This is a genomic window from Bradyrhizobium sp. 521_C7_N1_3 (assembly GCF_052075975.1).
In the GTDB taxonomy this organism is placed as follows: domain Bacteria; phylum Pseudomonadota; class Alphaproteobacteria; order Rhizobiales; family Xanthobacteraceae; genus Bradyrhizobium; species Bradyrhizobium japonicum.
Genome location: NZ_CP197232.1, coordinates 7318036 through 7340765 on the forward strand (window position 1 = coordinate 7318036; position 22730 = coordinate 7340765).

22 protein-coding genes are annotated in these 22730 nt (G+C 64.7%); 9 read left to right on the top strand and 13 right to left on the bottom strand.

Annotated features, from left to right (window positions below; translation table 11 throughout):
- The first annotated feature begins 94 nt into the window (after nt 1-94).
- The 3 genes from AB7008_RS34500 (at nt 95) to AB7008_RS34510 (ending at nt 4333) form a co-directional block, all read left to right on the top strand.
- Complete coding sequence (locus tag AB7008_RS34500; RefSeq protein ID WP_441260243.1) at nt 95-832, top strand: GntR family transcriptional regulator; 738 nt, start codon at nt 95-97, stop codon at nt 830-832.
- A 104-nt stretch (nt 833-936) separates the two neighbouring features.
- Nucleotides 937-3912 (top strand): FAD-binding and (Fe-S)-binding domain-containing protein, encoded by a 2976-nt coding sequence (locus AB7008_RS34505; RefSeq protein ID WP_441260244.1) that lies wholly within the window; start codon nt 937-939, stop codon nt 3910-3912.
- Nucleotides 3905-4333, top strand: coding sequence for a GlcG/HbpS family heme-binding protein (locus AB7008_RS34510; RefSeq protein WP_028156596.1), 429 nt, complete (start codon nt 3905-3907; stop codon nt 4331-4333). Before AB7008_RS34505 ends, AB7008_RS34510 begins: the two co-directional genes overlap by 8 nt.
- Before the next feature lie 196 nt (nt 4334-4529).
- On the opposite strand, the gene AB7008_RS34515 is transcribed toward AB7008_RS34510, so the two are convergent.
- Together AB7008_RS34515 and AB7008_RS34520 are read right to left on the bottom strand one after the other, a co-directional pair.
- Nucleotides 4530-5312, bottom strand: coding sequence for an enoyl-CoA hydratase/isomerase family protein (locus AB7008_RS34515; protein ID WP_441260245.1), 783 nt, complete (start codon nt 5310-5312; stop codon nt 4530-4532).
- A 129-nt stretch (nt 5313-5441) separates the two neighbouring features.
- Nucleotides 5442-7532, bottom strand: a complete 2091-nt coding sequence (locus AB7008_RS34520) for a molybdopterin oxidoreductase family protein (protein WP_441260246.1) — start codon at nt 7530-7532, stop codon at nt 5442-5444.
- Nucleotides 7533-7768: 236 nt separating this feature from the next.
- Between AB7008_RS34520 and AB7008_RS34525 the strand changes: the two genes are divergently transcribed.
- The 4 genes from AB7008_RS34525 to AB7008_RS34540 are packed head-to-tail and all read left to right on the top strand — an operon-like array spanning nt 7769 to nt 12050.
- Nucleotides 7769-8740, top strand: coding sequence for a tripartite tricarboxylate transporter substrate binding protein (locus AB7008_RS34525; protein ID WP_304490686.1), 972 nt, complete (start codon nt 7769-7771; stop codon nt 8738-8740).
- Between the two features lie 15 nt (nt 8741-8755).
- A complete protein-coding gene (locus AB7008_RS34530) occupies nt 8756-9226 on the top strand; it encodes a (2Fe-2S)-binding protein (RefSeq protein WP_441260247.1) in 471 nt (156 codons plus the stop codon).
- The gene (locus AB7008_RS34535) at nt 9223-11355 is read left to right on the top strand and encodes a molybdopterin cofactor-binding domain-containing protein (RefSeq protein ID WP_441260248.1); all 2133 of its coding nucleotides are present in this window, start codon (nt 9223-9225) and stop codon (nt 11353-11355) included. The genes AB7008_RS34530 and AB7008_RS34535 overlap by 4 nt, the downstream gene beginning before the upstream one ends.
- Nucleotides 11352-12050, top strand: a complete 699-nt coding sequence (locus AB7008_RS34540; RefSeq protein ID WP_441260249.1) for a molybdate ABC transporter substrate-binding protein — start codon at nt 11352-11354, stop codon at nt 12048-12050. The genes AB7008_RS34535 and AB7008_RS34540 overlap by 4 nt, the downstream gene beginning before the upstream one ends.
- A gap of 15 nt (nt 12051-12065) precedes the next feature.
- Here the strand turns inward: AB7008_RS34540 and AB7008_RS34545 are convergent, their stop codons facing one another.
- The 5 genes from AB7008_RS34545 to AB7008_RS34565 all read right to left on the bottom strand — a co-directional run bounded on the left by AB7008_RS34545 (nt 12066) and on the right by AB7008_RS34565 (nt 15955).
- Nucleotides 12066-12872 carry an SDR family NAD(P)-dependent oxidoreductase gene (locus AB7008_RS34545; RefSeq protein ID WP_441260250.1) on the bottom strand — a complete coding sequence of 269 codons (807 nt, stop codon included), beginning with the start codon at nt 12870-12872 and terminating at the stop codon, nt 12066-12068.
- Nucleotides 12873-12894: 22 nt separating this feature from the next.
- Nucleotides 12895-14187 carry a TRAP transporter large permease gene (locus AB7008_RS34550; protein ID WP_014493780.1) on the bottom strand — a complete coding sequence of 431 codons (1293 nt, stop codon included), beginning with the start codon at nt 14185-14187 and terminating at the stop codon, nt 12895-12897.
- Entirely contained in the window at nt 14178-14726 is a 549-nt protein-coding gene (locus AB7008_RS34555; protein WP_014493779.1) for a TRAP transporter small permease, read from the bottom strand. The genes AB7008_RS34550 and AB7008_RS34555 overlap by 10 nt, the downstream gene beginning before the upstream one ends.
- 76 nt (nt 14727-14802) lie before the next feature.
- A complete protein-coding gene (locus tag AB7008_RS34560) occupies nt 14803-15774 on the bottom strand; it encodes a TRAP transporter substrate-binding protein (RefSeq protein WP_212099594.1) in 972 nt (323 codons plus the stop codon).
- Nucleotides 15775-15796: 22 nt separating this feature from the next.
- The gene (locus AB7008_RS34565) at nt 15797-15955 is read right to left on the bottom strand and encodes a hypothetical protein (protein WP_155255959.1); all 159 of its coding nucleotides are present in this window, start codon (nt 15953-15955) and stop codon (nt 15797-15799) included.
- A 429-nt stretch (nt 15956-16384) separates the two neighbouring features.
- On the opposite strand from AB7008_RS34565, the gene AB7008_RS34570 reads away from it, so the two are divergent.
- Nucleotides 16385-17167 (top strand): cyclase family protein, encoded by a 783-nt coding sequence (locus AB7008_RS34570; protein ID WP_039152580.1) that lies wholly within the window; start codon nt 16385-16387, stop codon nt 17165-17167.
- 4 nt (nt 17168-17171) lie between these two features.
- Here the strand turns inward: AB7008_RS34570 and AB7008_RS34575 are convergent, their stop codons facing one another.
- From AB7008_RS34575 to AB7008_RS34585, 3 genes are all read right to left on the bottom strand, one after another.
- Nucleotides 17172-17900 (bottom strand): Crp/Fnr family transcriptional regulator, encoded by a 729-nt coding sequence (locus AB7008_RS34575; protein ID WP_028156606.1) that lies wholly within the window; start codon nt 17898-17900, stop codon nt 17172-17174.
- 282 nt (nt 17901-18182) lie between these two features.
- Entirely contained in the window at nt 18183-18308 is a 126-nt protein-coding gene (locus AB7008_RS34580; protein WP_259195858.1) for a hypothetical protein, read from the bottom strand.
- 83 nt (nt 18309-18391) lie between these two features.
- Nucleotides 18392-19105: a helix-turn-helix domain-containing protein gene (locus AB7008_RS34585; protein ID WP_441260251.1), complete on the bottom strand. Its 714-nt coding sequence runs from the start codon at nt 19103-19105 to the stop codon at nt 18392-18394.
- 152 nt (nt 19106-19257) lie between these two features.
- On the opposite strand from AB7008_RS34585, the gene AB7008_RS34590 reads away from it, so the two are divergent.
- A complete protein-coding gene (locus AB7008_RS34590) occupies nt 19258-19575 on the top strand; it encodes a c-type cytochrome (RefSeq protein ID WP_028156608.1) in 318 nt (105 codons plus the stop codon).
- 6 nt (nt 19576-19581) lie between these two features.
- Here AB7008_RS34590 and AB7008_RS34595 read toward each other — a convergent pair whose 3' ends face one another.
- From AB7008_RS34595 to AB7008_RS34605, 3 genes are read right to left on the bottom strand one after another with little or no spacing between them, the layout of a single operon-like run.
- Nucleotides 19582-20685 carry an ABC-type transport auxiliary lipoprotein family protein gene (locus AB7008_RS34595; protein ID WP_441260252.1) on the bottom strand — a complete coding sequence of 368 codons (1104 nt, stop codon included), beginning with the start codon at nt 20683-20685 and terminating at the stop codon, nt 19582-19584.
- A 3-nt stretch (nt 20686-20688) separates the two neighbouring features.
- Nucleotides 20689-21456 carry an ABC transporter ATP-binding protein gene (locus tag AB7008_RS34600; protein ID WP_039152589.1) on the bottom strand — a complete coding sequence of 256 codons (768 nt, stop codon included), beginning with the start codon at nt 21454-21456 and terminating at the stop codon, nt 20689-20691.
- A gap of 2 nt (nt 21457-21458) precedes the next feature.
- Nucleotides 21459-22598 carry an ABC transporter permease gene (locus AB7008_RS34605; protein ID WP_441260253.1) on the bottom strand — a complete coding sequence of 380 codons (1140 nt, stop codon included), beginning with the start codon at nt 22596-22598 and terminating at the stop codon, nt 21459-21461.
- Nucleotides 22599-22730: the final 132 nt, after the last annotated feature.

The following is a 22730-nucleotide window of genomic DNA, read 5'->3' on the forward strand; positions in this document are numbered from 1 at the left end:
GCTATTTTGCATTCATTTTTTGTCCTTTCAATCGAATTTTGGTATTCGATTGTGAACATCGACGCGATCAAACAGGCAAACTATTGTGCTGCAAATGAAATCCACGATTCCCGACACCGGGGTTCCGATCGCCCCACCAGCCGCAAATGGCGGCGACCGCCAGGAGGCCTCTCTTCACGGCGAGATCCTGCTGCGGCTGCGCGACTACGTGGTCGAGGGCAATATTCCCGACGGCGCGCGCGTCCCCGAGCGCCAGCTCTGCGCGATGCTTGGGATCTCCCGCACGCCGCTGCGCGAGGCCCTGAAGGTGCTGGCTTCCGAGGGCCTGATCGAGCTTCTGCCCAACCGCGGCGCGCGCGTCCGCCAACTCAGCCAGCGCGACCTTGAGGAGCTGTTCGACGTGATGGCGGGACTGGAGAGCCTTGCCGGGCGCCTCGCCTGCGAGGCCATTACGGATGAGGAAATCACCGCGATCGAGCAGCTGCATTACGAGATGTACGGGCACTATCTGCATCGCGACATGCACGGCTATTTCCAGACCAACCAACGCATCCACGAAAGCATCGTCGCGGCCGCACGCAACGAGACGCTGAAGAGCGCCTACGCCAACTTCGCAGGCCGCATCCGCCGGGTCCGTTACTCCGCCAATTTCGCCCGCAAGCGGCAGCGCTGGGCGGAAGCGATGCGCGAGCACGAGACCATCCTCGACGCGCTGCGCCGCCGCGCCGCCAGCGAGCTCAGCGACATCCTGTTCCAGCACCTCCGCAACAAGCGGGCGGCCGCGATCGAGCACCTGACCGAGCCCCAAGAGGACGCGCCGGTATCGCCCTGAGGGGCCGCCGACTTGCTCATTTTGAATTCATAATATAATCGGTCATGAGAAATAATGAATAACTCAGCAAGGCTGGGCCTCGCTGGGTCAATCCGGGACCAGGGATGACAAACGCCTCCTCGCTCGAACGGCGCCTGCGCGCGGAAATGACTGGCGACGTCCTGTTCGACGGCTTCAGCCGCGGCCGCTATGCCACCGACGCCTCGTTCTACCAGATCATGCCGACCGGCGTGGTCGTGCCCAGGATTATGGATGAGGCCTTGCGGGCACTGGCGATCGCCCGTGACGAGGGACTGAAGGTCACTCCGCGCGGCGGCGGCACCTCGCAATGCGGCCAGACCGTCAATGACGGCCTCGTGGTCGATCTCTCGAAGCACCTGAACCGGATCCTGTCGCTCGACGTCGCCGGCCGCACCTGCGTGGTCGAGCCCGGCATCGTGCTCGACGATCTCAACCGTCAGCTCAAGAAGCACGGCCTGTGGTTTCCGGTCGACGTCTCCACGGCCTCGCGCGCCACGATCGGCGGCATGGCCGGCAACAATTCCTGCGGTGGCCGCTCGCTTCGCTACGGCACCATGCGCGACAACACGCTGTCGATGGAGGCGGCGCTCGCCGACGGCACGCTGGGCCGCTACGGCGAGGTGTCGCGCGACCTCTCCGATCTCGATGCGAACGACAGTGCGCGAGCGCTGTTCCGCGATATGCTCGATCTCGGCGCCCGCGAGGCCGACGAGATCGCCGCGCGCTTTCCCAAGGTGCAGCGCCGTGTCGGCGGCTACAATCTCGATGCGCTGACGCCGCGCAATGCGCGCAACAACATGGCGCATCTCCTGGTCGGCTCGGAAGGCACCCTCGCCTTCACCACCAAGGTCGAGCTGAAGCTGTGGCCTGTCATCCGCAACAAGGCGCTCGGCATCTGCCACTTCGGGAGCTTCTACGAGGCGATGGACGCCGCCCAGCACCTCGTCAAGCTCAAGCCGATCGCGGTCGAGCTGGTCGACCGCACCATGCTCGCGCTCGGCCGCGACATCGCGATGTTCAGGCCGATCATCTCCGCCGCTATCAAGGGCGATCCGGATGCCGTTCTGGTGGTGGAGTTCGCCGAAGAGGACCAGGCGGACAATCTCCTGCGCCTCAAGCAACTCGGCGAATTGATGAGCGATCTCGGCTTCGGCTGGAACAACGAGCAGCGCAAATGGGGCGGCGTGGTGGAGATCACCGAGCCCGCACTCCAAAGCGGCATCGCCGATTTCCGCGCCGCCGGCCTCAACGTCATGATGTCGATGAAGCAGGAGGGCAAGCCGGTCTCGTTCGTCGAGGATTGCGCCGTGCCGCTGCCGCATCTGGCCGACTACACCGCGCGCTTGAGCGAGGTTTTCGCAAAGCACGGCACCAGCGGCACGATGTATGCGCATGCCTCCGAGGGCTGCCTGCACGTGCGGCCCGTGCTGAACCTGAAGCTGGAGAAGGACGTCAAGGCGATGCGGGCCATCGCCGAGGAAGCCTTCGCGTTGGTCCGCGAATACAAAGGCTCGCATTCAGGCGAGCATGGCGATGGCCTGGTACGCTCGGAATTCCACGAGACCATGTTCGGCGAGCGTCTCGTCGCCGATTTCAGGGAGGTGAAGAGCCGCTTCGATCCCGAGGGCGTCCTCAATCCCGGCAAGATCGTCGATGCGCCCCGGATGGACGATCGCTCGCTGTTCCGCTTCCGGCCCGACTATCGCGTCACCGAGCTGAAGACCAGGCTGGACTGGTCCGCCTATCCCGGCGCCGGCGGCGGATTCCAGGGCGCGGTCGAGATGTGCAACAACAACGGCGCCTGCCGCAAGCTCGAGGGCGGCGTGATGTGCCCGTCCTACCGCGCGACGCGCAACGAGAAGGACGTCACCCGCGGCCGCGCCAACAGCTTGCGGCTCGCCATCTCCGGCCAGCTCGGTCCCGACGCGTTGTCCTCCGACGAGATGATGGAGACCCTAAAACTCTGCGTCTCCTGCAAGGCCTGCCGCCACGAATGCCCGACCGGCGTCGACATGGCCAAGATGAAGATCGAGGTGCTCGCTGCCCGCGCAGCGTCCCATGGCCTGACCCTGCGCGATCGCTTGGTCGGCTACCTGCCGCGCTATGCCGGTCTCGCATCGCACTTCGCGCCACTCGCCAATTTGCGCAACCGCAGCCCGTTGCTCCGAAAGCTGTTCGAGCGCTTTGCCGGCATCAGCGCGCGCCGCACCCTGCCCGCCTTTCGCGGCGACGTGTTCGTGCCGCCCGCGGAAGCGGTCGGGCCGGAGACCGGCCGCGAAGTCGTGTTGTTCACGGACACCTTCAATCGCATCTACGAGCGCGAAAATCTCGACGCCGCGCTCCGCGTGTTCGCGGCGGGTGGTTATCGCGTGCACCTGCCCAAGCCTTCGAGCGGCAGTCGCCCCCTCTGCTGCGGCCGTACATTCCTCTCAGCCGGTCTCGTCGACGAAGCCAAGGCCGAGCTCGACCGCCTCGTGGCCGCGTTCGCGCCCTTTGCCGCCCGCGGCGTGCCGATCGTCGGCCTCGAGCCGAGCTGCCTGCTGACGCTGCGCGACGAGCTCGCCTCGCTGCGCAAGGACAACGATGCCAGGGCCGTCGGCGCCCACGCGCTGACTTTCGAGGAATTTTTGATGCGCGAAGCGGAGGCCGGAAGGCTGCAGCTGCCGCTCGGTACCGTCGCCGACAAGGCCGTCGTGCATGGCCATTGCCACCAAAAATCCTTCGGCGCCTTCAAGCCGGTCGAGCAGGTGCTGCGCCTCATTCCGGACCTGAAGGTCGAGACCATCGAATCGAGCTGCTGCGGCATGGCCGGCGCGTTCGGTTACGGCGCGGATACCTATGATGCCTCGATCGAGATGGCTGAGCTGTCGCTGCTGCCCGCCGTGCGGCGCGCCGACCAGAATACGCTGGTCGTCGCCGACGGCACCTCCTGCCGACATCAGATCCACGACGGCGCCCAGCGCGAAGCGCTTCACGTCGCGCGCGTGCTGGCGATGAGCCTCGACCGCGCCGGAGCAAATTCCAGTTCTCACACCAAAAAGGAAACCAGCCATGGCTGACCTCACGCTCGACACCGCCCGCAAGATCCTCGACGCCGCGTTCGCAAAATCCACCGAGCTGAAGCTCAAGCCGCTGGTCGTCACCATCCTGGACGCACGCGGCGTGCTCAAGATCGCCGCGGCGCAGGACGGCACCAGCCTGATGCGCGCCGAGATCGCCCACGGCAAGGCCTATGGTGCGCTCGCCATGGGCATGGGCTCGCGCGCCTTGTACCAGCGCGCACAGGAGCAGGCCTATTTCATCGATTCCGTGAACACCATCGCCAAGGGCGCGCTGGTGCCGGTCCCGGGCGGCGTTCTGATCATGGATGGCGCAACGCTGCTCGGTGCCGTCGGCGTGTCGGGCGACACCTCGGACAATGACGAGGCCTGTGCGGTCGCCGGCATCCAGGCGGCCGGGCTGAAGGCGAACGCGGGGTAGCTCGTCATTCCGGGGGCGCGTCGCACTAAACCATCCCCGTCACCCTGAGGTGGCCGCTTCTTCAGCGGCCCTCGAAGGGCGACGGCCCGGCTGCATCTCGGCCGTACATCCTTCGAGGCTCCCGGCGCGATGCCGAACGCATCGCGCCACTCGCACCTCAGGATGACGGGTCTAGTCGCATCGCGCTCCGTCCCCCTCACCGCCCCGTCCAGACCGGCTTCCGCTTCTCGCCGAAGGCCTTCAGGCCTTCCTTGGCGTCTTCGGTCATTGCGAGCAGCGCGATCTGGCTTTCGGTGTAGGCGATGCTCTCGTCGAACGACATCGAGGCGATGGCGCGCATGGCATATTTGCCGCGGCGGATAGCGGTCGGGGATTTGTCAACGATACGGCCGATCAGCCAGTCGACCTTGGCATCCAACTCGGCTGTAGGCACGACGTAGTTGAGCAAGCCCGCAGCATGCGCCGCTTTGGCGTCGAACGGCTCGCCGGTGAGCGCCCATTCGTTGACGAGTCGCGGCGGCGCGATGCTCTGCAACAGGCTCAGCACCTGCATCGGGAATACGCCGACCTTCACCTCCGGCAGGCCGAAGATGACGTGATCGGCCGCAATCGCCATGTCGGTCATGCACAACAGGCCCATGCCGCCGGCCATGCAGACGCCACCGACCCGCGCAATCGCCGGCTTCGTCGCGTTCTGCGACAACCGTAGCAGATCGGCATAGTCGACATTCGGCTTGGAATGATCCATCGCGAACGCCGCGCCGGAATTCTGCAAGTCGGCGCCGGCGCAGAACGCCTTGTCACCTGCCCCCGTCAACACGATGACGCGGACGTCCTTGTCGTCATGCGCGTCGCGATAGCCTTTGGTGATGCCGGCGATGACCTCGCCGTTCAGCGCGTTGCGCTTCTCCGGCCGGTTGATGGTGATCCAGAACGCCTGCCCACGCTTTTCGGTGATGATTGCTGTGGTGTCGGTCATGGTACGCTCGCTTCCTTGCTCCCGTTTGCAGCCATTTGCGGCAGCTCGGGCGGCAGGCGCAAGGGCAATCTGCAGCGAGGCGTTGCTTTAGCGCCTCGACACAAATTGGCGAGCGAGCGAAGCGTGCGCTCAGGCGGAGACCGTTTTCCTGATCCAGACCTTGTTGTCGTGGAATGCAGCTCCCCCGATCGGCGCAATCGTATCCGCTCCAGTCAGCACGTTGATGCCGCGGCCGCCGATATGATTCTTGTTCGGGTGAACGGATTCCGCGATCAGCACGCCGCGCCGCACGCCGTCGAACAGCGTTGCGAGCAGCGTGGTCTCGCCGCGGGTGTTGCCGAGCGTCACGGCGTCGCCGTCGGCGATGTCGAGCGCGGCCGCATCCAGCGGATGGATCATCACGCTCGCTCTGCCTTCGCGCGCCTGCGAGGACGGCGTCTCGTTGAAGGTGGTGTTGAGGAAGCTGCGCGAGGGGCTCGTCGCGAGCCGGAACGGATGGGCTTGATCGGCATGCTCGATCACCGCCCAATGGTCCGGCAGCGACGGCATCTTGTCGAAATCGCCCATCGTCTGGCCGAACGGCGGATGGGCCCAATCCGCCCTAAAATGGAATTTCTTGTCCGCATGGGCAAAGCCGTCGAGATAATGCGAAGTCCGGAAGTCCGGTTGCAGGTCGCGCCAGATGTCGGCTTCGAGACCAGCGATGTCGCCGTGGTTGCTGAGCTTCAGCGTCGCGTCGATCAATTCGCGCGGCGTCATCTCGAAGCCCGGATGCTTCGCGCCAAGCCGCGGCGCCAGCGCCTGCATGACCTGATGGTTGGAGCGGCATTCGCCGGGCGGGTCGATCAGCTTCGGCCCGACCGAGATGTGCTGGTGGCCGCCGCCGTAATAGAGATCATCATGCTCCATGAACATGGTCGCCGGCAGCACGATGTCGGCCATCTCGGCCGTCTCGGTCATGAACTGCTCGTGCACCGCCACGAACAGATCCTCGCGCGCAAACCCCTGACGCACCAGCGCCTGCTCCGGTGCCACCGTCATCGGATTGGTGTTCTGGATCAGCATCGCCTTGATCGGCCCCTTGCCGAGCAAGGCTTCGGCGTCGCCGGTGAGGATGCGGCCGACCTGCGACTGGTCGAGCGCACGCGTGGTCTTATCGATCGCGTCGTGCCCCTCGATGAGGGATTCATTGAAGTGCCACAGCGCGTAATTGTTGAAGAAGGCGCCACCGCCTTCATACTGCCAGGCGCCGGTCACCGCGGGGACGCAGAGCGCCGCGTGCATTTGCGTGGCGCCGTTGCGCGAGCGGGTGAAGCCGTAGCCGAGCCGGAAGAAGGTCCGCTTGGTCTCGCCGACCAGTTTCGCAAAGGCCTCGATCTCCGGTACCGGCACGCCGCAGATCGCGGACGCCCACTCCGGCGTGCGCGTCTTCAGATGCGCCTCGAGCTCATCGGGGCAGTCCGTGTACTTGTCCATGTAGGCGCGGTCGGCGTAGCCATCGCGGAACAGGACATGCATCACGCCGCACGCGAAGGCGCCATCGGTGCCGGGCCGCAGGATGATCTTGATATCAGCCTGCTTCATGGTCTCGTTGTCGTAGATGTCGATGGCGGCAATCTTGGCGCCGCGCTCCTTGCGAGCACGGGCAGCATGCGTCATCACGTTGACCTGCGTGTTGACCGGGTTGGTGCCCCAGATCACCACGAGGTCGGAGAGCGCCATCTCGCGCGGATCGACGCCGGCAATCTTGCCGGTGCCGATCGCGAACCCGATGCGCCCGACATTGGCGCAGATGGTCTGATAGAAGCGCGAATATTTCTTCACATGCGTGAGGCGATTGAGGCCGTCGCGCATCACCAGCCCCATCGTGCCGGCGTAGTAATAAGGCCAGATAGATTCCGCGCCGTACTCGCGCTCGGCCTGATTGAAGCGATCCGCGATCTCGTCCAGCGCCTCGTCCCAGGAGATCCGCGCGAACTGCCCGGAGCCCTTCGGCCCGGTGCGGCGCATCGGATACATCAGCCGCTCGGGGTGATGGATGCGCTCGGCGTAACGGGCGACCTTGGCGCAGACGACGCCAGCCGTGTAAGTCTGCTTTTTCGAACCTCGGACGCGGCCAATGCTGCGGCCTTCGACCACCTCGACATCGAGCGCGCAGGCCGAGGGGCAGTCGTGCGGACAGGTCGAATGGCGGATTTCGATCTTGGCGTGCTGGTTCATGCCCAGTTCGTAACATCAAAATACCGGCCAGCCGAGAGCATTTTGCCGGCATTTCCCATGCGAATTGCTCAACCCGCATGCGCAGACGGCTCCTGCCGCGACCGCGAAATCGGCCGCGGTCACACCGAAAACCGTCCGATATTCCCGGCGCGACCGACTTTGTGAGGCGTCGACAGTCCATATCCCCTGCCGTTACAGTGTCGGCCAACAAAAACGATATCAGGGAGGTGGGCGTGATGGCCCGACGTCTTATGCTGGCGCTCGCCGCCGGCCTGCTTGCCGCATTCTCCGCAGCCCCCTCATCCGCGCAAGATTATCCCAACCACGCCGTCCGGATCGTGGTGCCCTTTGGGGCCGGCGGGCCGGCGGACGTCGCGGCCCGGCTGATCGGCAACGTGCTCCAGGAGAGCTTTGGCCAGCCCTTCGTGGTCGAGAACCGCACCGGCGCGGGCGGCGTCATCGGCACGGTCGAAGCGGCGAAGTCGCCGGCCGACGGCTACACGCTGCTGATGATGTCCAACACCCAGACCGCGAATGAGTCGCTGCTGACACCGGACAAGCGCAAATACGAGTTGATGCGCGACCTCGCGCCGATCGCGCCGGTGAACTATTCCGATCTCGTCATCGTCGTGAACCCGCAGGTTCCGGCGAAGACGCTGCAGGAGTTCATCGCGCTCGCCAAATCGCAGCCGGGCAAGCTGAACTACGCCTCCTCCGGCCAGGGCACGCCCTATCACATGGCCGGCGAGCTGTTCAAAGCCATGGCCGGCATCGATGTGGTCCACGTGCCCTACCGCAACAGCGGCGAGGCGCGCAGCGGCGTGATCGGCGGACAGGTGCAGATGATGATCGACGCCGTGCCGGCGATGGCGCCGAATATCGGCGAGAACCAGGTCCGCGCGCTCGCGACCACCGGCAAGGAGCGCTCGGCCGTACTGCCGAACGTGCCGACCGCGGGCGAAGCCGGCGTAGCAGGCTATGAGGCCACGATCTGGCTTGGCCTGATGGCCCCGGCCGGCACGCCGAGGCCTGTCATCGACAAGCTCAATGCCGCCGTAAACGCAATGGTGAAGCGACCGGACATCGTGAAGCTCTGGACCGAGCAGGGTGCCGTACCCATGTACATGACGCCGGGGGAATTCGACAAATTCCTCCGCGGCGATATCGAGAAATGGGCCGATGTCGTCAAGAAGTTCGACAAGTCCTGAGGTCGCGGAGCGATCATGCCGACCATTCAATTTCAGCTCAACGGCGCGGCGATGGCCGTGGAGACCGATCCCGACCAGACGCTGCTCGATGTGCTGCGCGGCCGGCTCGGCTTCACCGGTCCGCATTTCGGCTGCGGGGCCGGTGAGTGCGGCGCCTGTTACGTCATGGTCGGCGACCGCGCGATGGCCTCCTGCGACATGCCGATGTGGTCGGTGGCGGACAAGGACGTCGTCACCGTGGAGGGCCTCGGCACGGCCGAGCAGCCGCATCCGCTGCAACGCGCCTTCGTCTCCGAGCAGGCGATGCAATGCGGCTATTGCGTCTCGGGGATCCTGATCAGCGCGGCGGCGCTGCTGAAGCGCAATCCCTCGCCGACGGAGACCGAGGTCAGAGCCGCGCTCGATCGCAATCTGTGCCGCTGTGGATCGCATAATCGCATGGTCCGCGCCGTGCTGCGCGCGGCAGCAGAGACGGCGACGTCATGAGTGTGCCGTCCCCCGTCCCGAAACTGCCGGTTAGCCTCGCGGCCAATCCAAAGCTGTCGTCCTGGGTGCGGTTCAGCGGCGAAGGCGGTGTCGCAATTTCGCCCGGCAAGGTCGAGATCGGCCAGGGCATCGTCACGGCGCTGGCGCAGATCGCCGCGGACGAGCTCGACGTCGATATCGGCAGGATCGAGCTGATCCGCGCCTCGACGGCGGCCAGCCCGAACGAGGGTGTCACCTCGGGCAGCCTCTCGGTCCAGCAATCCGGCCGCGCGCTGCGACATGTCTGCGCCGAGGTCCGCCAGCGGTTCCTCACCGCCGCATCGGAGCGTCTCGGCGTCGATGCGGCGCTGCTCGATGTCGATGACGGCACGATCTCGGGTCCCGGCAATGTCAGGACAAGCTATTGGGAGCTGGCTGGCGACGTCTCGCTCGACCGCGAGGCTACCGCGGGCGCCGTGGCGAAGCCCGCTGCCACACGCGGTGTCGCCGGACATTCGGTCCAGCGGGTCGACATTCCCGACAAGGTGTTCGCGCGACCGCGCTTCATTCACGATTGTCCATTGCCGGACCTGGTACACGGCCGCGTGCTGCGGCCTGACATCTCGGGTGCCAGACTGATCGCGCTCGACGAGACGGCGGCGCGCGCCGTTCCCGGCCTCGTCGCGATCGTCCGCGACGGCGGCTTTGCCGGCGTGGTTGCCGATAGCGAGGCTGCGGCGGAAGCCGCACTGAAAGCCTTGCGCAAGGGCGCAACCTGGTCGGCCGGCGAGCCGTTGCCCGACGAAGACGATCTCGCGGGCTTTCTGAAGGGCCAGCCGGTCGAAACCACCGTCATCGACACCAGAGCAGCGGCAACGACGAAGAGAGCTGCGCGCACCCTTCGCCGGCAGTACACCCGTCCCTACATCGCACACGCCTCGATCGCGCCATCTTGCGCCATGGCGCGATGGGACGGCGATCGTATCCACGTCTGGACACACAGCCAGGGCGTCTATCTGCTGCGCGCCGATCTTGCGATCGTGCTCGAGCTGCCGGCCGAAAACATCGTCGTCGAGCATATGGAGGGGGCCGGCTGCTATGGGCACAATGCGGCCGACGACGTCGCGCTCGATGCCGTGTTGCTGGCGAAAGGCGCCGGCGGCCGCCCGGTGCGGGTGCAGTGGTCGCGCCATGACGAGATGTCTCATGCGCCGTTTGGCGCAGCGATGGCCATCGAGATCGAGGCCGATCTCGATGCGGACAGCGAGATCGTCGGCTGGCGCCATGCGATCTGGAGCAACGGCCACGCCGCGCGGCCGGGACGCGCGGCGCAGCCGGCGCTGCTTGCGGCGACCGAGATCGCGACCTCCTACCCGCGCATGATCTCGACGAACCCACCGGCCGCCAATGGCGGGGGCGGCGACCGCAACTCCGTTCCACTCTACGACCTTCCGGCCTGGACCATCACGAGCCACCGGTTGCTGACGATGCCGGTGCGCACGTCGGCGCTGCGGACCCTGGGCGGGCAAGGCAATGTGTTCGCGATCGAATCCATACTCGACGAGATCGCGGTCCTGCGCGGCGAGGACCCGATCGCGTTCCGCCTGCGTCATCTCCGCGACGAGCGCGCCAGCGACGTCATTCGCGCCGCGGCACGGCGCGCGCAGTGGAAACCGCAAAAACAGTCTGGCATCGGCCACGGCGTCGGCTTCGCCCGCTACAAGAACACGGGCGCCTATTGCGCCGCGATCGCCGAGATCGAAGGCACCGACGACATTCGCGTCCGGCGGTTGACGCTTGCAGTCGACGTCGGCGAGGCCATCAATCCGGACGGCGTCATCAACCAGATCGAGGGCGGCGCGATCCAGGCCACGAGCTGGGTGCTGAAGGAACGCGTCCGCTTCGACCGGACGCGCATCACCTCAACGTCATGGACGGACTACACGATCCTGACTTTCAGCGAGGTGCCGGCGGTGGATGTCGAAATCATCCAGCGGCCGGAGATTGAGCCGGTCGGCGCCGGCGAGGCCGCGCACGGCCCCGTGACGGCGGCGATCGCCAATGCGGTCTACGATTGCCTTGGCGTGCGCGTACGCGACCTGCCGATCACGCGCGACAAGATCATCGCAGCCATGGAGCTTGCATCGTGACGACAGTGACCATTTTGAGCGGCGGCGCGGCGCAAGGCCTGGTGCGCGGCCTCAGCGAGCCTTTCAAGACGTGGACCGGATTCGGCATCGATGGCGAGTTCGGCGCGGTCGGCATCATGGCCGACAAGCTGCGCGCCAGCACGTCGGCGGATCTCGTGATCCTGACGCAGGCGCTCCTTGCGAAGCTTGCCGCGGAGAAGCTCGTCGTCTCCTCCTCGATCGCAGATATCGGCCGGGTCGAGACCGCGCTGGCGGTCCGTAACCGCGATCCGAAAGTCACGGTGAAGACTGAGGCCGATCTCCGCGAGGTGCTGCGATCCGCGGATGCCATCTACGTTCCGGACACCAAAGCCTCGACCGCGGGACAGCATGTCGCAAAAGTGCTGGATCAGCTTGGGATCGCCTATGAGGTCGCATCGCGTCTCAAGATCTTTCCGAACGGAGCGACCGCGATGCGGGAGCTGGCGTCGTCCACCGCCGCACGGCCGATCGGATGCACGCAGGCGACCGAGATCATCGCGACCGACGGCATCGCGCTATCAGGATCGCTGCCGCCGGGCTGCGAGCTCGTGACGATGTACACGGCCGGCGTGACCGCGCGGGCCGCACATCCGACAGAAGCGGCCGCGCTGATCGCTCTGCTGACCGGCGCAGACCGGAAGGAGCTGCGCCGGAGCATGGGCTTTACCGGCTAGGTGCCGACGGCCGCCCTATTTATGCAGCTGGGTGAGACCGGTCGGCGGACCATCGACCGCGGTCCAGCCGCCGTCGACGAACAGCGTGCTGCCGCTGACATAGCTCGCGGCGTCCGAAGCAAGATAGGCGACCGCCGTCGCGACCTCGTCGGCACTGCTCCAGCGGTTGAACACGGTGTGGCCGGCGTAGAGATTGTAGATATCGGGCCGCTGCTTGAAAGGGCCGGTCAGCGCGGTCTCCGCAATGCTCGGCGCGATCGCGTTGACGCGGACGCCAGCGTGGCCGACCTCTGAAGCAAAGCCCTTCACCAGGAGGCCGATTGCCGCCTTGGTCGAGCCGTAGACGCCAAGGCCCGGCTCGATGGTCACCGCGCGCACCGAAGAGCAGGCGATGATGCTGCCGCCTTTCTGCTCGACCATGATACGGCCGAAGGCCTGGAAGAACCAGACCGTACCCTTGACGTTGAGATTGAGGACGCGGTCGAGATCCTCCTCGGTGTAGTCGAGGATGGTCTTGCGGATGTTGAGCCCGGGCGTCGTCACGGCGATGTCGAGCCGCGAGAATTTCTGCATGACGATCTTGGCGAGCGCATTGACGTCCGCAGCGCTCGCGGCGTCGCAGCTAGCTGCATCCGCCCAGCCACCCTTGTCGCGAATGCCGGCTGCCGTCGCCCCGGCGGCATCAAGCGCACGATCCGCGCAAACGACGCGGGCGCCGAGCCCGGCCAGCGCCTCGGCCGACGATTTGCCGATGCCCGAGGCGGCGCCGAGCACCACGGCGGTCTTGCCGGTGAGATCGAAGAGCTTGCGATAGTCAGTCACGAACGGATTCTCCCTGTTGCTGCTATCCCTTGTAGCCCATCAGCAGGCGGGGCAGCCACAGCGAGAACGCGGGGACGTAGGTCACGAACATCAGAGCTGCGATCAGGGCGGCATAGAACGGCAGGATGGTGCGCATCACCGCGCCCACCGAGATGCCGCCGATGGCGCAGCCTACGAATTGCGTCGTTCCGACCGGCGGGGTGTTCAGGCCCAGCGCGCAGTTGATCAGCATCAGCATGCCGAATTGCACGGGATCCATGCCCGCCTTCATCGCGATCGGCAGGAAGATCGGGGTGCAGATCAGGATGGTCGCCGCCATGTCCATGAACGTGCCGAGCACGAACAGGATGACGTTGATGAGCAGGAAGATGACCCAGGGTTGCGAGGACACCTTGCTCATCAAGTCGCCGGCGAAGTCGGCCACCTCGTAGAGTCCCATCAAATACTGGAACATGGTGGAGACGCCGATCAGCAGCAGCACCACGCCCGTCGTCTTCACGGCCTTGGCGGCAGCCCGCAGGAAGTTCGGCAAGGTCATGGTGCGGTAGATGAAGAACGTCAGCAGGATCGTGTAGGTGACCGCGACGGCTGCGGATTCAGTTGCCGTGAAGACGCCGGACAGGATGCCCGCCAGGATGATGCCGACGATCAGCAGGCCGGGCAGCGCGGCCGCGAACGAGCGGAACACCTCGGCCCAGCCCGGGAACTTGCCGGCGGGATAACCGCGCTTCACCGCGACCGCGTAGGCGGCAACCAGCATGCACACCATCAGCACGAGCGCCGGCAGGAGGCCGGCCGCGATCAGCGCGCCGATCGAGACCTTGCCGCCCGCGGCGAGCGCATAGATGATCATGTTGTGGCTGGTCGGCATGAGCGCGCCCACCAGCGAAGCGTGGGTGGTGACGTTGACCGCGTAGTCGGTGTCGAAACCCTCTTTCTTCATCATCGGGATCATCACCGCGCCCATCGCCGACACGTCGGCCACGGGCGAGCCGGAGACGCCGCCGAACAGCGTACAGGCGACCACGTTCGACATGCCGAGCCCGCCGCGGATGTGTCCGACGAGATTCTTGGCGAGCTGCACGATCTTGTCGGCGACCCCGCCATGCAGCATCAGCTCACCGCTGAAGACGAAGAACGGGATGGCGAGGAAGGAGAAGATGTTCATCCCCGACATCATCTGCTGAAAGATTACGGCGACCGGCAGGCCTTCGTAGAGGATGGTGCAAATCGCCGAGAGGCCGATCGCGAAGGCGACGGGTACGCCGAGGATCAGGAAGCCGAAGAAGGTTGCGCCGAGAATGATCAGTTCCATGAGGGGACGACCTCTTCGCCGCGCAGGAGCGCAATGATGTGCTCGATTGAAAAGGAGACGATCAGGACGCCGGAGGCGATCAGCGGGACGTAGCGGATGACCTCGGGAAGCCCGAGATTGGGGATCTTCACGGTTCCGACCGACGCTCCGAGGATCCAGCCGTTGTACGCCATCGCAATGCCGAACACGGCCACCAGAACGTGGATCACGAGCTCGATCTTCTCTCGCAGATGATCCGGAAGCATCACCAGCAAGCTGTCCATGCCGATGTGTCCGGCATCGCGAACGCCGACGGCGGCGCCGATCAGCGTGACATACAGGATCAGGACCAGCGCAAGGTTCTCGGTCCAGGTCGGGCTGGAATTGAGCACGTAACGTCCGAACACCTGGTAGAACACGATGGTGACGATGACGAGCAGGCCGGTCACGGACAGATACATGCCGAGGCGAGCAACGACGGCATTGATCCGCGACAGCAAGCCGGTCGACGGTCGGCCGGTTACCTCCTGCTCGTGGCTTGCGACATGTGGGTCTGTCATCGGCGTCTCCTTGCGCGTCCCCTTCGCGAGGGTCCGGCGCCCGCCTCGCGGCGACGCCGGACCCGACGCTGTGGTCTTACTTCGTGTCCTGGATCCGCTTGACGAGGCCCTTCAGCTTTTCGTCACCTGCGAACTTGTCGTACACCGGCTTCATTGCGTCGACGAATTCCGTCTTGTTGGCGATGGTCACGACCTGAACGCCTGCGGCTTCGACGGTCTTGCGGGAAGCCTGCTCGCGATCGTCCCAGAGCTTGCGCATGACCGGCACCGATTCCTTGGCCGCCTTGCGGACCATCGCCTGATCCTCCTTGCTCAGCGTGTCCCAGACCTTCTTGGACATCACGAGAACTTCGGGCGCGAGCGAGTGCTCGGTCACGTTGTAGAACTTGGCGGCCTCGAAGTGACGCGAAGACTCGTAGGACGGCCAGTTGTTCTCGGCTGCGTCCACCAGGCCCGTCTTGAGCGCGGTGTAGACTTCGCCATAAGGCATCGGCGTCGGGTTGGCACCGAGGCTCTGGATCATGCCGACCCAGAGGTCGGACTGCTGGACGCGGATCTTCAGGCCCTTGAGGTCGGCGAGCGACTTGACCGGCGCCTTGACGGTGTAGATGGAGCGGGCGCCGCTGTCGTAATAGGCAAGCCCGACCAGGCCGGCGGGCTCCATGGCTGCGAGGATCTCGTCGCCGATCGGTCCGTCAAGGACGGTGCGCATGTGCTGCGTGTCGCGGAAGACGAAGGGCAGGCACAACGCGATGGTTTCAGGCACGAAGTTGTTCAACGGCGATGCGTTGATCCGCATCATGTCGAGGGCGCCGATCTTCAGCTGCTCGATGGTGTCCTTTTCGGAGCCAAGGGCTCCATTGGGAAACACCTTCACGCCGAGCTTGCCGCCGCTCGCCGTCGCGAGCTGCTTGCCCATGAACCTGACGGCCTCGACGGTCGGATAATCGGTGGGGTGGATGTCGGCCGAACGGAAATCGCGTGCGGTCGCCAGCGGCGCTGAGACCGCCAGTACGGCGGCTGCGATGATACCGGTGAGTGTCTTCATCTGGGGCTTCCTCCTGAGTTGATTATGTCGTCGTTGGGCCGATACTGCAGGCCGCCTTGGGTCGCTCCACTTCAGGTGTAAAGTCAAGCGTTACAAACGCACCACCTTGGTAGGATTGCGCGGCGGAGTCGAGCGGATTTAACTGGTGGATGATCACGGCGAGGGAAGGTGCGAGCTTCATCGCGCCCTCTCCGGCGGGGACTTGCGCGGCAGGCGCCGGCTTCCCTTTAATCCCGCCTCACCGTCGGCAAATGCCGGACGCGAGGTGACGATGCTCGTCATATCCATGGACATTCCTCTGGTCTTAGAATCGACCGCTATTGGTTGCGGCTTGGAGGTGCAGACGTGACGGTCGCCCCATCCTTGTGCGATGCGCGCTGATCAGCGCGATGTCGCCAACGTCGTCCCTAGGGCGGGCGGCATTCTGAGTCCAAGCCAAATCCAGCATCGATCAATGCTGGAGTTGCATCGATCGATCATGCATCACTTCGAGGGTGCGATCGCCGAATGGCCTCGTTTTTCCGAAATCGCCTGCACCGGTCCGTTACTTGACGCCACAGGTGGAGCCCGCCCAAGATGCGCCGAAACGGAACATTGCGAGGAAATGCCCATGCCGCGGAAGCTGATCGATATTTCCGTGCCGCTCGGAAACGACGTGACGGCCGATCCGCCGGGCAATCACCCGACGATACAGTATATTGATCACCAGCAGGGCCTGCCCCGCATGCTGCAGTTCTTCGACGGCCTCAAGGCGGAGGATTTGCCGGATGGCCAGGGCTGGGCGGTCGAGCAGGTCTCGCTGTCGACCCACAACGGCACGCATCTCGACGCGCCCTGGCACTTCCACCCGACCATGAATCGCGGCGAGCGGTCATGGACCATCGACGAGGTGCCGCTCGAATGGTGCCTGCAGCCCGGCGTGAAGCTCGACTTCCGCCACCTGCCCGATGGGTACGTGGTGACTGCCGACGATGTCGAGAAGGAGCTGAAACGGATCGGGCACACGCTGTCGCCGCTGGAGATCGTGGTCGTCAACACCAGCGCCGGCGCCAAATTCGGCCAGGCCGACTACGTCAACTCCGGTTGCGGCATGGGCTATGAGGCCACCATGTACCTGCTCGAACGCGGTGTGCGGCTGACCGGCACCGACGGCTGGAGCTGGGACGCGCCGTTCGTCTACACCGCGAAGAAATATGCCGAAACAAAAGATGCCGGCCTGATCTGGGAAGGTCACAAGGCGGGACGACACATCGGCTATTGCCATCTCGAGAAGCTGCACAATCTCGACAAGCTGCCGTCGACCGGATTCACGGTCTCATGCTTCCCGGTAAAGATCGAGCGGGCGTCCGCAGGGTGGACCCGAGCGGTCGCCATCGTCGACAATCAGATCTGAGGCCTCACTCGCCGTCGAGGCCGCTCTCGGCGAGGTCGCGCAACGCATCGGTATCCAGCACGACGATGGCGCCGTGCTCGAGACGAACCCAGTTGCGGCCGGCCCAGGCGCGCAATTGCTTGTTGATGCTCTCGCGCGTCATCCCCACCATCTCGCTGATCTCCTGCTGCGTGATGGCGAGCGTGCCACTGCCGGAGTCTAACTTGCGCTCTTCGGTGAGACCGAGCAGCGCGCTCGCAAGCCGGCCCGGCAGATTTTGCAGGATCACTTGCTCGACCTGCTGGCTGGTCCAGCGCAGGCGCGCGCAAAGCAGCTCGATGAACTTCATCGCCAGCGCCGGCTGGCTCTTCACGAATGGCAAGAAGTCGCGACGGTCGATGATGTAGAGTTCGCAATTGGTGTTGGCGGTCGCGTCGGCCGAGCGCGGCGCACCATCGAGAACCGCGATCTCGCCAAAGATTTCTCCAGGACCGATCAGATTGAGAATAGCGTTCCTTCCATCTGGCGACGAAGAGGAAATCTTCACTGTTCCCGTGATCACCGCGAACAGGTTGTTGCCGGGGTCGCCCTTGGCGGCGATCGTCGCTCCGCGCTTCACCGTGGTGTGCTTGGCGTAGCGGCAGAGCTGATCGAGCGCATCCGGCTCCAGATCCGCGAAGATCGGGTGCTTGCGCAGGACCGATAATTTGTTGCCCGCAGCTTGTCGGGGGTCGCCGGTCTTGTCCTGAGGCACGCCGCTGGGCTCCTAAGACTGCGAGGCACTGGAGTTCCTGCGTAGTCAACGTTAGCAGGCTTTTCAACCGGAAAGCATGTGCACGGTTTGAGCCAAATACGGCGAAAATGCCGCGGTCGGGCGCCAAGGCGGCATCCGGGGGATGAGCCAGCGTGTCCCGGTCGATGCAGAGTTGCAGCTATCGCGCGCACCATTGCGTTGAGGCGCTGCCGAACGGCCACGAGCTGGCCGTGGAAGCCTCCGCGGCAAGCACGGTAAAACGCGATTGTGATCTCAGGAGCGTCAGTGCTTGGCGTCCGAATCGGGCCGTCCTGCGCTGGTTTGCCGGTCTGCCCATGCCAAAGCCCCGGCGAACGTGACAAAAACGACCACGACAGCCATCGTCACCAGCAGCGCGTCAGTCGGCATGATGCCCTCCCCTGTTATTTGGGGCATTATTGGCGCCGCTCGACCGCCGTCATTGATTGGGATCAAAAATGGCGAGCGCCGGATCAGGCCGCAGCTAAGGCCTCGACTTTCGCCGGATCGAGCAGGCTGATGCCGCCTTGAACGATCTCGATCACCCCATGTCGCTCCAGCTTGGTGAAGGTGCGACTGACGGTTTCGATGGTCAGGCCTAGGTAGTCGGCGATGTCCTGACGACTCATCGGCAGCTGAACCGTGTCCGACGCCCCCTTCAGCGAAAATAGCCGCTCGCGCCAGGTGAGCAGAAACGTCGCGACCTTCTCGTCCGCTGAGCGGCGGCCGAGCAGGACCATATGGTCGCGCGCCTGGCTCAACTCGCGAATCGCCAGCTCGTTGATCCGCCTGAGGAGATGCGGCCGGCTCTCGACGAAACGGCCGAAGGGCGCCTTCGCGAACTGGCACACTGTGACGCCACCGATCGCATCGGCCGAAAAATTGTGTCGGCCGGAAATATTCATCCCCAGGAAATCGCCGGGCAAAGCAAATCCCACGATCTGCCGCCGACCGTCGGGCAACAGCTTGTAGAGCCGCATGACGCCTTCCAGGACGTTGTAGAACGAGGTCGCGATGTCCTCCTCCGAGAACACGGTCTCGCCCCCGTCAAAATGGACGCGGCGCCCCAGATGCTCGAATTCCCTGAGCTCGGCCGGGTCCAGCGACGAGCACACCGCGAAGTCGCGGACCGCACAATCGCTACAGAAATGCCCGTTCGGCTCGATCGTCACCACGGAAGCCTTCATCCACCGCTCCAAGCGCCGGCTGCTCCGCGTCAGGCCGAGTCCACCGCACTGGCTGCATTTTACTGCACTGCGCCAAAGGCAGTTGACCCAGATCAATTTTGGCAGACGTCCCCGCCATATTCTGCCTCCAGAGTTAGACGGGATCACCTTCCATGCTGCAAACTGCGCTGCGCCACGGCCTGATTGGGCTGTTTCTGATCACGCCTGTGCTGGCGGCTCCGACCGCAGAACAGCGCGGCAAGGCATTTGCACGGGCCAGTTGTGCGCGCTGCCATGCGATCGATCGGGTCTCGAAAAGCCCGCTCAGGATAGCGCCGCCGTTGCGCACGCTGCACAACCGCTATCCGATCGAGGCCCTCGAGGAAGCGTTGGCCGAAGGTATTTCGACCGGCCACACCAACATGCCGGCCTTCGAGCTCAATCCAGACCAGATCCACGATCTCCTGTCCTACCTGAAGACGCTGGAATAGAGGGCGTCAGACTGCCTGAACTGTCCAGCCGATCAGCTCCTTTGCAATGCGGGCGAAGGCTGCGTCGAACGCTGCGACCGCTGCGCCCGGCTCGACCTTGTCAAGCTTCTCGCTGGTCTCGACGAGGCGCGACGCGATCACCTTGCCGTTCTTGTCGACGATGCGTGCCGACAGTCCGATCTCGACCCGGGCCTCGCCTTCCGTGGCGATCCGAAAACGCCTGATGTCGATCAGAAGCTGGTAGTCCGCCTGTCCGAGGTCGGCCGTGCGCAGCGGCGCGTGGGCGATGTCGTAATTTTCAAAACTGTCGATCAGCCGCGCCTGGACCAGCTTCGGGATGCTGTCGGCCCAGAGGAATTCCGCAAAACCCGGATTGTCCCCGCTGGGCGCAAACAGCATCCGCTGAGTCTGGAGCATCGCAACCGCGGTCGGCTCGGGAATCGCCAGTGACGCCGTAAGCGTCTTGCCGGCCGGCCCAAGATTCTGCGGCGTGCGCAGGTCGTAGGTGATCTTCTGGGCCGGCGTCCCGCCGCCGGTCATCTTTTCCAGGCCTGCCAGAATACCGTCGATTTTGCCGGTGTTGCGCGCGAGCCCGTCGGAGAATGTCTTGAGGTTCGCGATGGTGTCCTTCAGTGGACCAGAATTGTCCTCCAGCACAGTATCGACCCGTCGCAGCGCGTCGCGCGCAGCCTGCGTCATGCTCTGGCCTGCACCGGCCTCGGCGATCAGGGTTACGGGCTCGCCGGCCTTGGCAACGATCACGCCGCCCTCCAGCGTCACCACCGGCACGCCGGTCAGCCCCTGGAAATCAAGCCCGACCTTGGTGTCGGTACGCACGGGTGTCGTCGAGGTAACCGAGATCGTCGCATTGACGAAGCGCGGATTATCCGGCGCGAGGCCGATCTGCGTCACCTCGCCGACCCGGATGCCGTTGAACAGTACGCCGGCACCAACCAGCAGGCCCGGCACCGGACTCTGGAATTGCACGTGATAGTTCGCACGCGGCCCAATGCCGCCCGTGTTGTTCAGCCAATAGACGAAGCCGAACACCGCGAGGATCGCGGCCAACACGAAGCTGCCGATCAGCACGTAGGGAGCGCGGGTTTCCATGTCTCATCTCATCTCGTGTTGCAGCATCTGCGAGCGCTTGCCATGGAAATAGGCGCGCACCCAGGGATGCTCGGATTGCAGCAATTCGCGCATCGGGCCGATCGCCACGATCTTGCCGTCGGCGAGCGCGGCGACGCGGTCGCAGACCGTGGTGAGGCTCGCAAGATCATGGGTGACCATGAACACGGTGAGGCCGAGGGTCTTCTGCAGCGTCCCGATCAGCGCGTCAAAATCGCCGGCGGCGATTGGGTCGAGACCGGAGGTCGGCTCGTCCAGGAACAGGATCGGCGGATCGAGCGCGAGTGCGCGGGCCAGCGCCACGCGTTTGGTCATGCCGCCCGAGAGTTCGGACGGATATTTGTCGGCGTCCTGCGCCCGAAGCCCGACCATCTCGAGCTTGGCGATGGCGATCTCGTCCATCAGCTCCTGCGACAGCACGAGATTTTCGCGGAGCGGAAACTGCACGTTTTGACGAACCGTCAGTGAGGAGAAAAGCGCACCTTGCTGGAACAAAATGCCCCACGTCGTGGCCGCGCGCTCAGTGCGGCCACCGATCGGCCGTCCCATGACCTCGATGCTCCCGCCCTGGCGCGGGATGAGGCCGATGATGGTGCGCATCAAGACCGACTTGCCGCCGCCGGACGCACCGACGAGGCCGAGGATCTCGCCCCGGCGGACGTCGAGCGACAGATGGTCAAGCACGGTCTGGCGGCCGAAGCCGACGACGAGGTCGCGAACGCGGATCGCCAATGCCTCTTGCGATTCGTCCATCGTCACATTCCGATCGAAGCGAAGAAGATCGCGAACAGGCCGTCGAGCACGATCACCAGGAAGATCGACTTCACCACCGACGTGGTCGTCTGCCGCCCGAGCGATTCCGCGCTGCCCTTCACGCGCAATCCTTCGCTGCAGGCGACGATCCCGATCACCAGCGCCATGAAGGGCGCCTTCAGGATGCCGACCTCGAAATGGGTGACGGAGATGGCCTCATGCAGCCGCGCGACGTAGATCGCCGGTGCCATGCCGCCGTAGAATTGCGCGACCAGTCCTCCGCCATAGAGCGCAGCAACCGCCCCAATGAACGCGAGGATCGGCAGCGCGATGACCAGGGCTGCTACTCGCGGCAGTATCAGGACATGGACGGGGTCGAGGCCCATGGTCGAGAGCGCATCGATCTCCTCGCGCATCTTCATCGAGCCGAGCTCGGCGGTGTACGCGCTCCCCGAACGTCCCGCGACCATGATAGCGACGATCAGCACACCCAGCTCGCGCAGCACCAGGATGCCGACCATGTCGACAGTGTAGGACTCCGCACCGAACCTGCGGAAATGAAAGAACCCCTGCTGGGCGATGATGGCACCGATCAGGAAGGTAATGAGAACGACAATCGGAATGGCCTGCCAGCCGATCCGGTAGAGCTGATAGACAAGCGATGTCAGCCGCAGCGAGCGTGGCCGGCGCAGTACGCCGATCGCGGCGATGAACAATGCACCCAGCATTTGAAGAAAGATCGTGACGTCTTCGCGCGCGCCAACCGTGGATTTGCCGAGATCGCCGAGCCTCAGCAGAATCGGGTTTGGCGCGGCCGCAACCGCCGGGGGGTGGCGGTTGACCTGACGCACCTCATCCATCAGGCCGCTGAAATGATCGGCAACGCCGACGAATTCGGCCGATCTGCCGGACCCGGACGATGCGGCCCGTCGCGACAGCTTCTCCAACACCCAGGCGCCGAGCGTGTCGAGCGCACTGACGCCCGACATGTCCAGCGTCACGGCGCTGGATCGATCGACATCCGCTCCGACCGATCGGGACAGCGTTTCGAGCGCCGACACGTTGGCTGCCGTCCACGGCCCTTCCGGGCACAATTTCAGCGCATCGCCGGAGGGCGTTGCCAGCAACAGCGGTTCGTTCACGCTTCCACCTCATCGGGACGATTGGCCCCCATTCAGCCGCCACTTCTAGGCCAGCATGTGGCGGCCGGGTTGACCTGTCTCAACACCAGGCCCACGCGCCGTCCCTTGACGCAAATCAAGCGCGGCCGCGCC

Bases quoted from the DNA above. Each gene is read 5' to 3' on its own strand.
- AB7008_RS34500 (WP_441260243.1), top strand. From the start codon at position 95: ATGAAATCCACGATTCCCGACACCGGGGTTCCGATCGCCCCACCAGCC.
- AB7008_RS34505 (WP_441260244.1), top strand. From the start codon at position 937: ATGACAAACGCCTCCTCGCTCGAACGGCGCCTGCGCGCGGAAATGACT.
- AB7008_RS34510 (WP_028156596.1), top strand. From the start codon at position 3,905: ATGGCTGACCTCACGCTCGACACCGCCCGCAAGATCCTCGACGCCGCG.
- AB7008_RS34515 (WP_441260245.1), bottom strand. From the start codon at position 5,312: ATGACCGACACCACAGCAATCATCACCGAAAAGCGTGGGCAGGCGTTC.
- AB7008_RS34520 (WP_441260246.1), bottom strand. From the start codon at position 7,532: ATGAACCAGCACGCCAAGATCGAAATCCGCCATTCGACCTGTCCGCAC.
- AB7008_RS34525 (WP_304490686.1), top strand. From the start codon at position 7,769: ATGGCCCGACGTCTTATGCTGGCGCTCGCCGCCGGCCTGCTTGCCGCA.
- AB7008_RS34530 (WP_441260247.1), top strand. From the start codon at position 8,756: ATGCCGACCATTCAATTTCAGCTCAACGGCGCGGCGATGGCCGTGGAG.
- AB7008_RS34535 (WP_441260248.1), top strand. From the start codon at position 9,223: ATGAGTGTGCCGTCCCCCGTCCCGAAACTGCCGGTTAGCCTCGCGGCC.
- AB7008_RS34550 (WP_014493780.1), bottom strand. From the start codon at position 14,187: ATGGAACTGATCATTCTCGGCGCAACCTTCTTCGGCTTCCTGATCCTC.
- AB7008_RS34555 (WP_014493779.1), bottom strand. From the start codon at position 14,726: ATGACAGACCCACATGTCGCAAGCCACGAGCAGGAGGTAACCGGCCGA.
- AB7008_RS34560 (WP_212099594.1), bottom strand. From the start codon at position 15,774: ATGAAGACACTCACCGGTATCATCGCAGCCGCCGTACTGGCGGTCTCA.
- AB7008_RS34565 (WP_155255959.1), bottom strand. From the start codon at position 15,955: ATGAAGCTCGCACCTTCCCTCGCCGTGATCATCCACCAGTTAAATCCG.
- AB7008_RS34570 (WP_039152580.1), top strand. From the start codon at position 16,385: ATGCCGCGGAAGCTGATCGATATTTCCGTGCCGCTCGGAAACGACGTG.
- AB7008_RS34580 (WP_259195858.1), bottom strand. From the start codon at position 18,308: ATGCCGACTGACGCGCTGCTGGTGACGATGGCTGTCGTGGTCGTTTTT.
- AB7008_RS34585 (WP_441260251.1), bottom strand. From the start codon at position 19,105: ATGAAGGCTTCCGTGGTGACGATCGAGCCGAACGGGCATTTCTGTAGC.
- AB7008_RS34590 (WP_028156608.1), top strand. From the start codon at position 19,258: ATGCTGCAAACTGCGCTGCGCCACGGCCTGATTGGGCTGTTTCTGATC.
- AB7008_RS34595 (WP_441260252.1), bottom strand. From the start codon at position 20,685: ATGGAAACCCGCGCTCCCTACGTGCTGATCGGCAGCTTCGTGTTGGCC.
- AB7008_RS34600 (WP_039152589.1), bottom strand. From the start codon at position 21,456: ATGGACGAATCGCAAGAGGCATTGGCGATCCGCGTTCGCGACCTCGTC.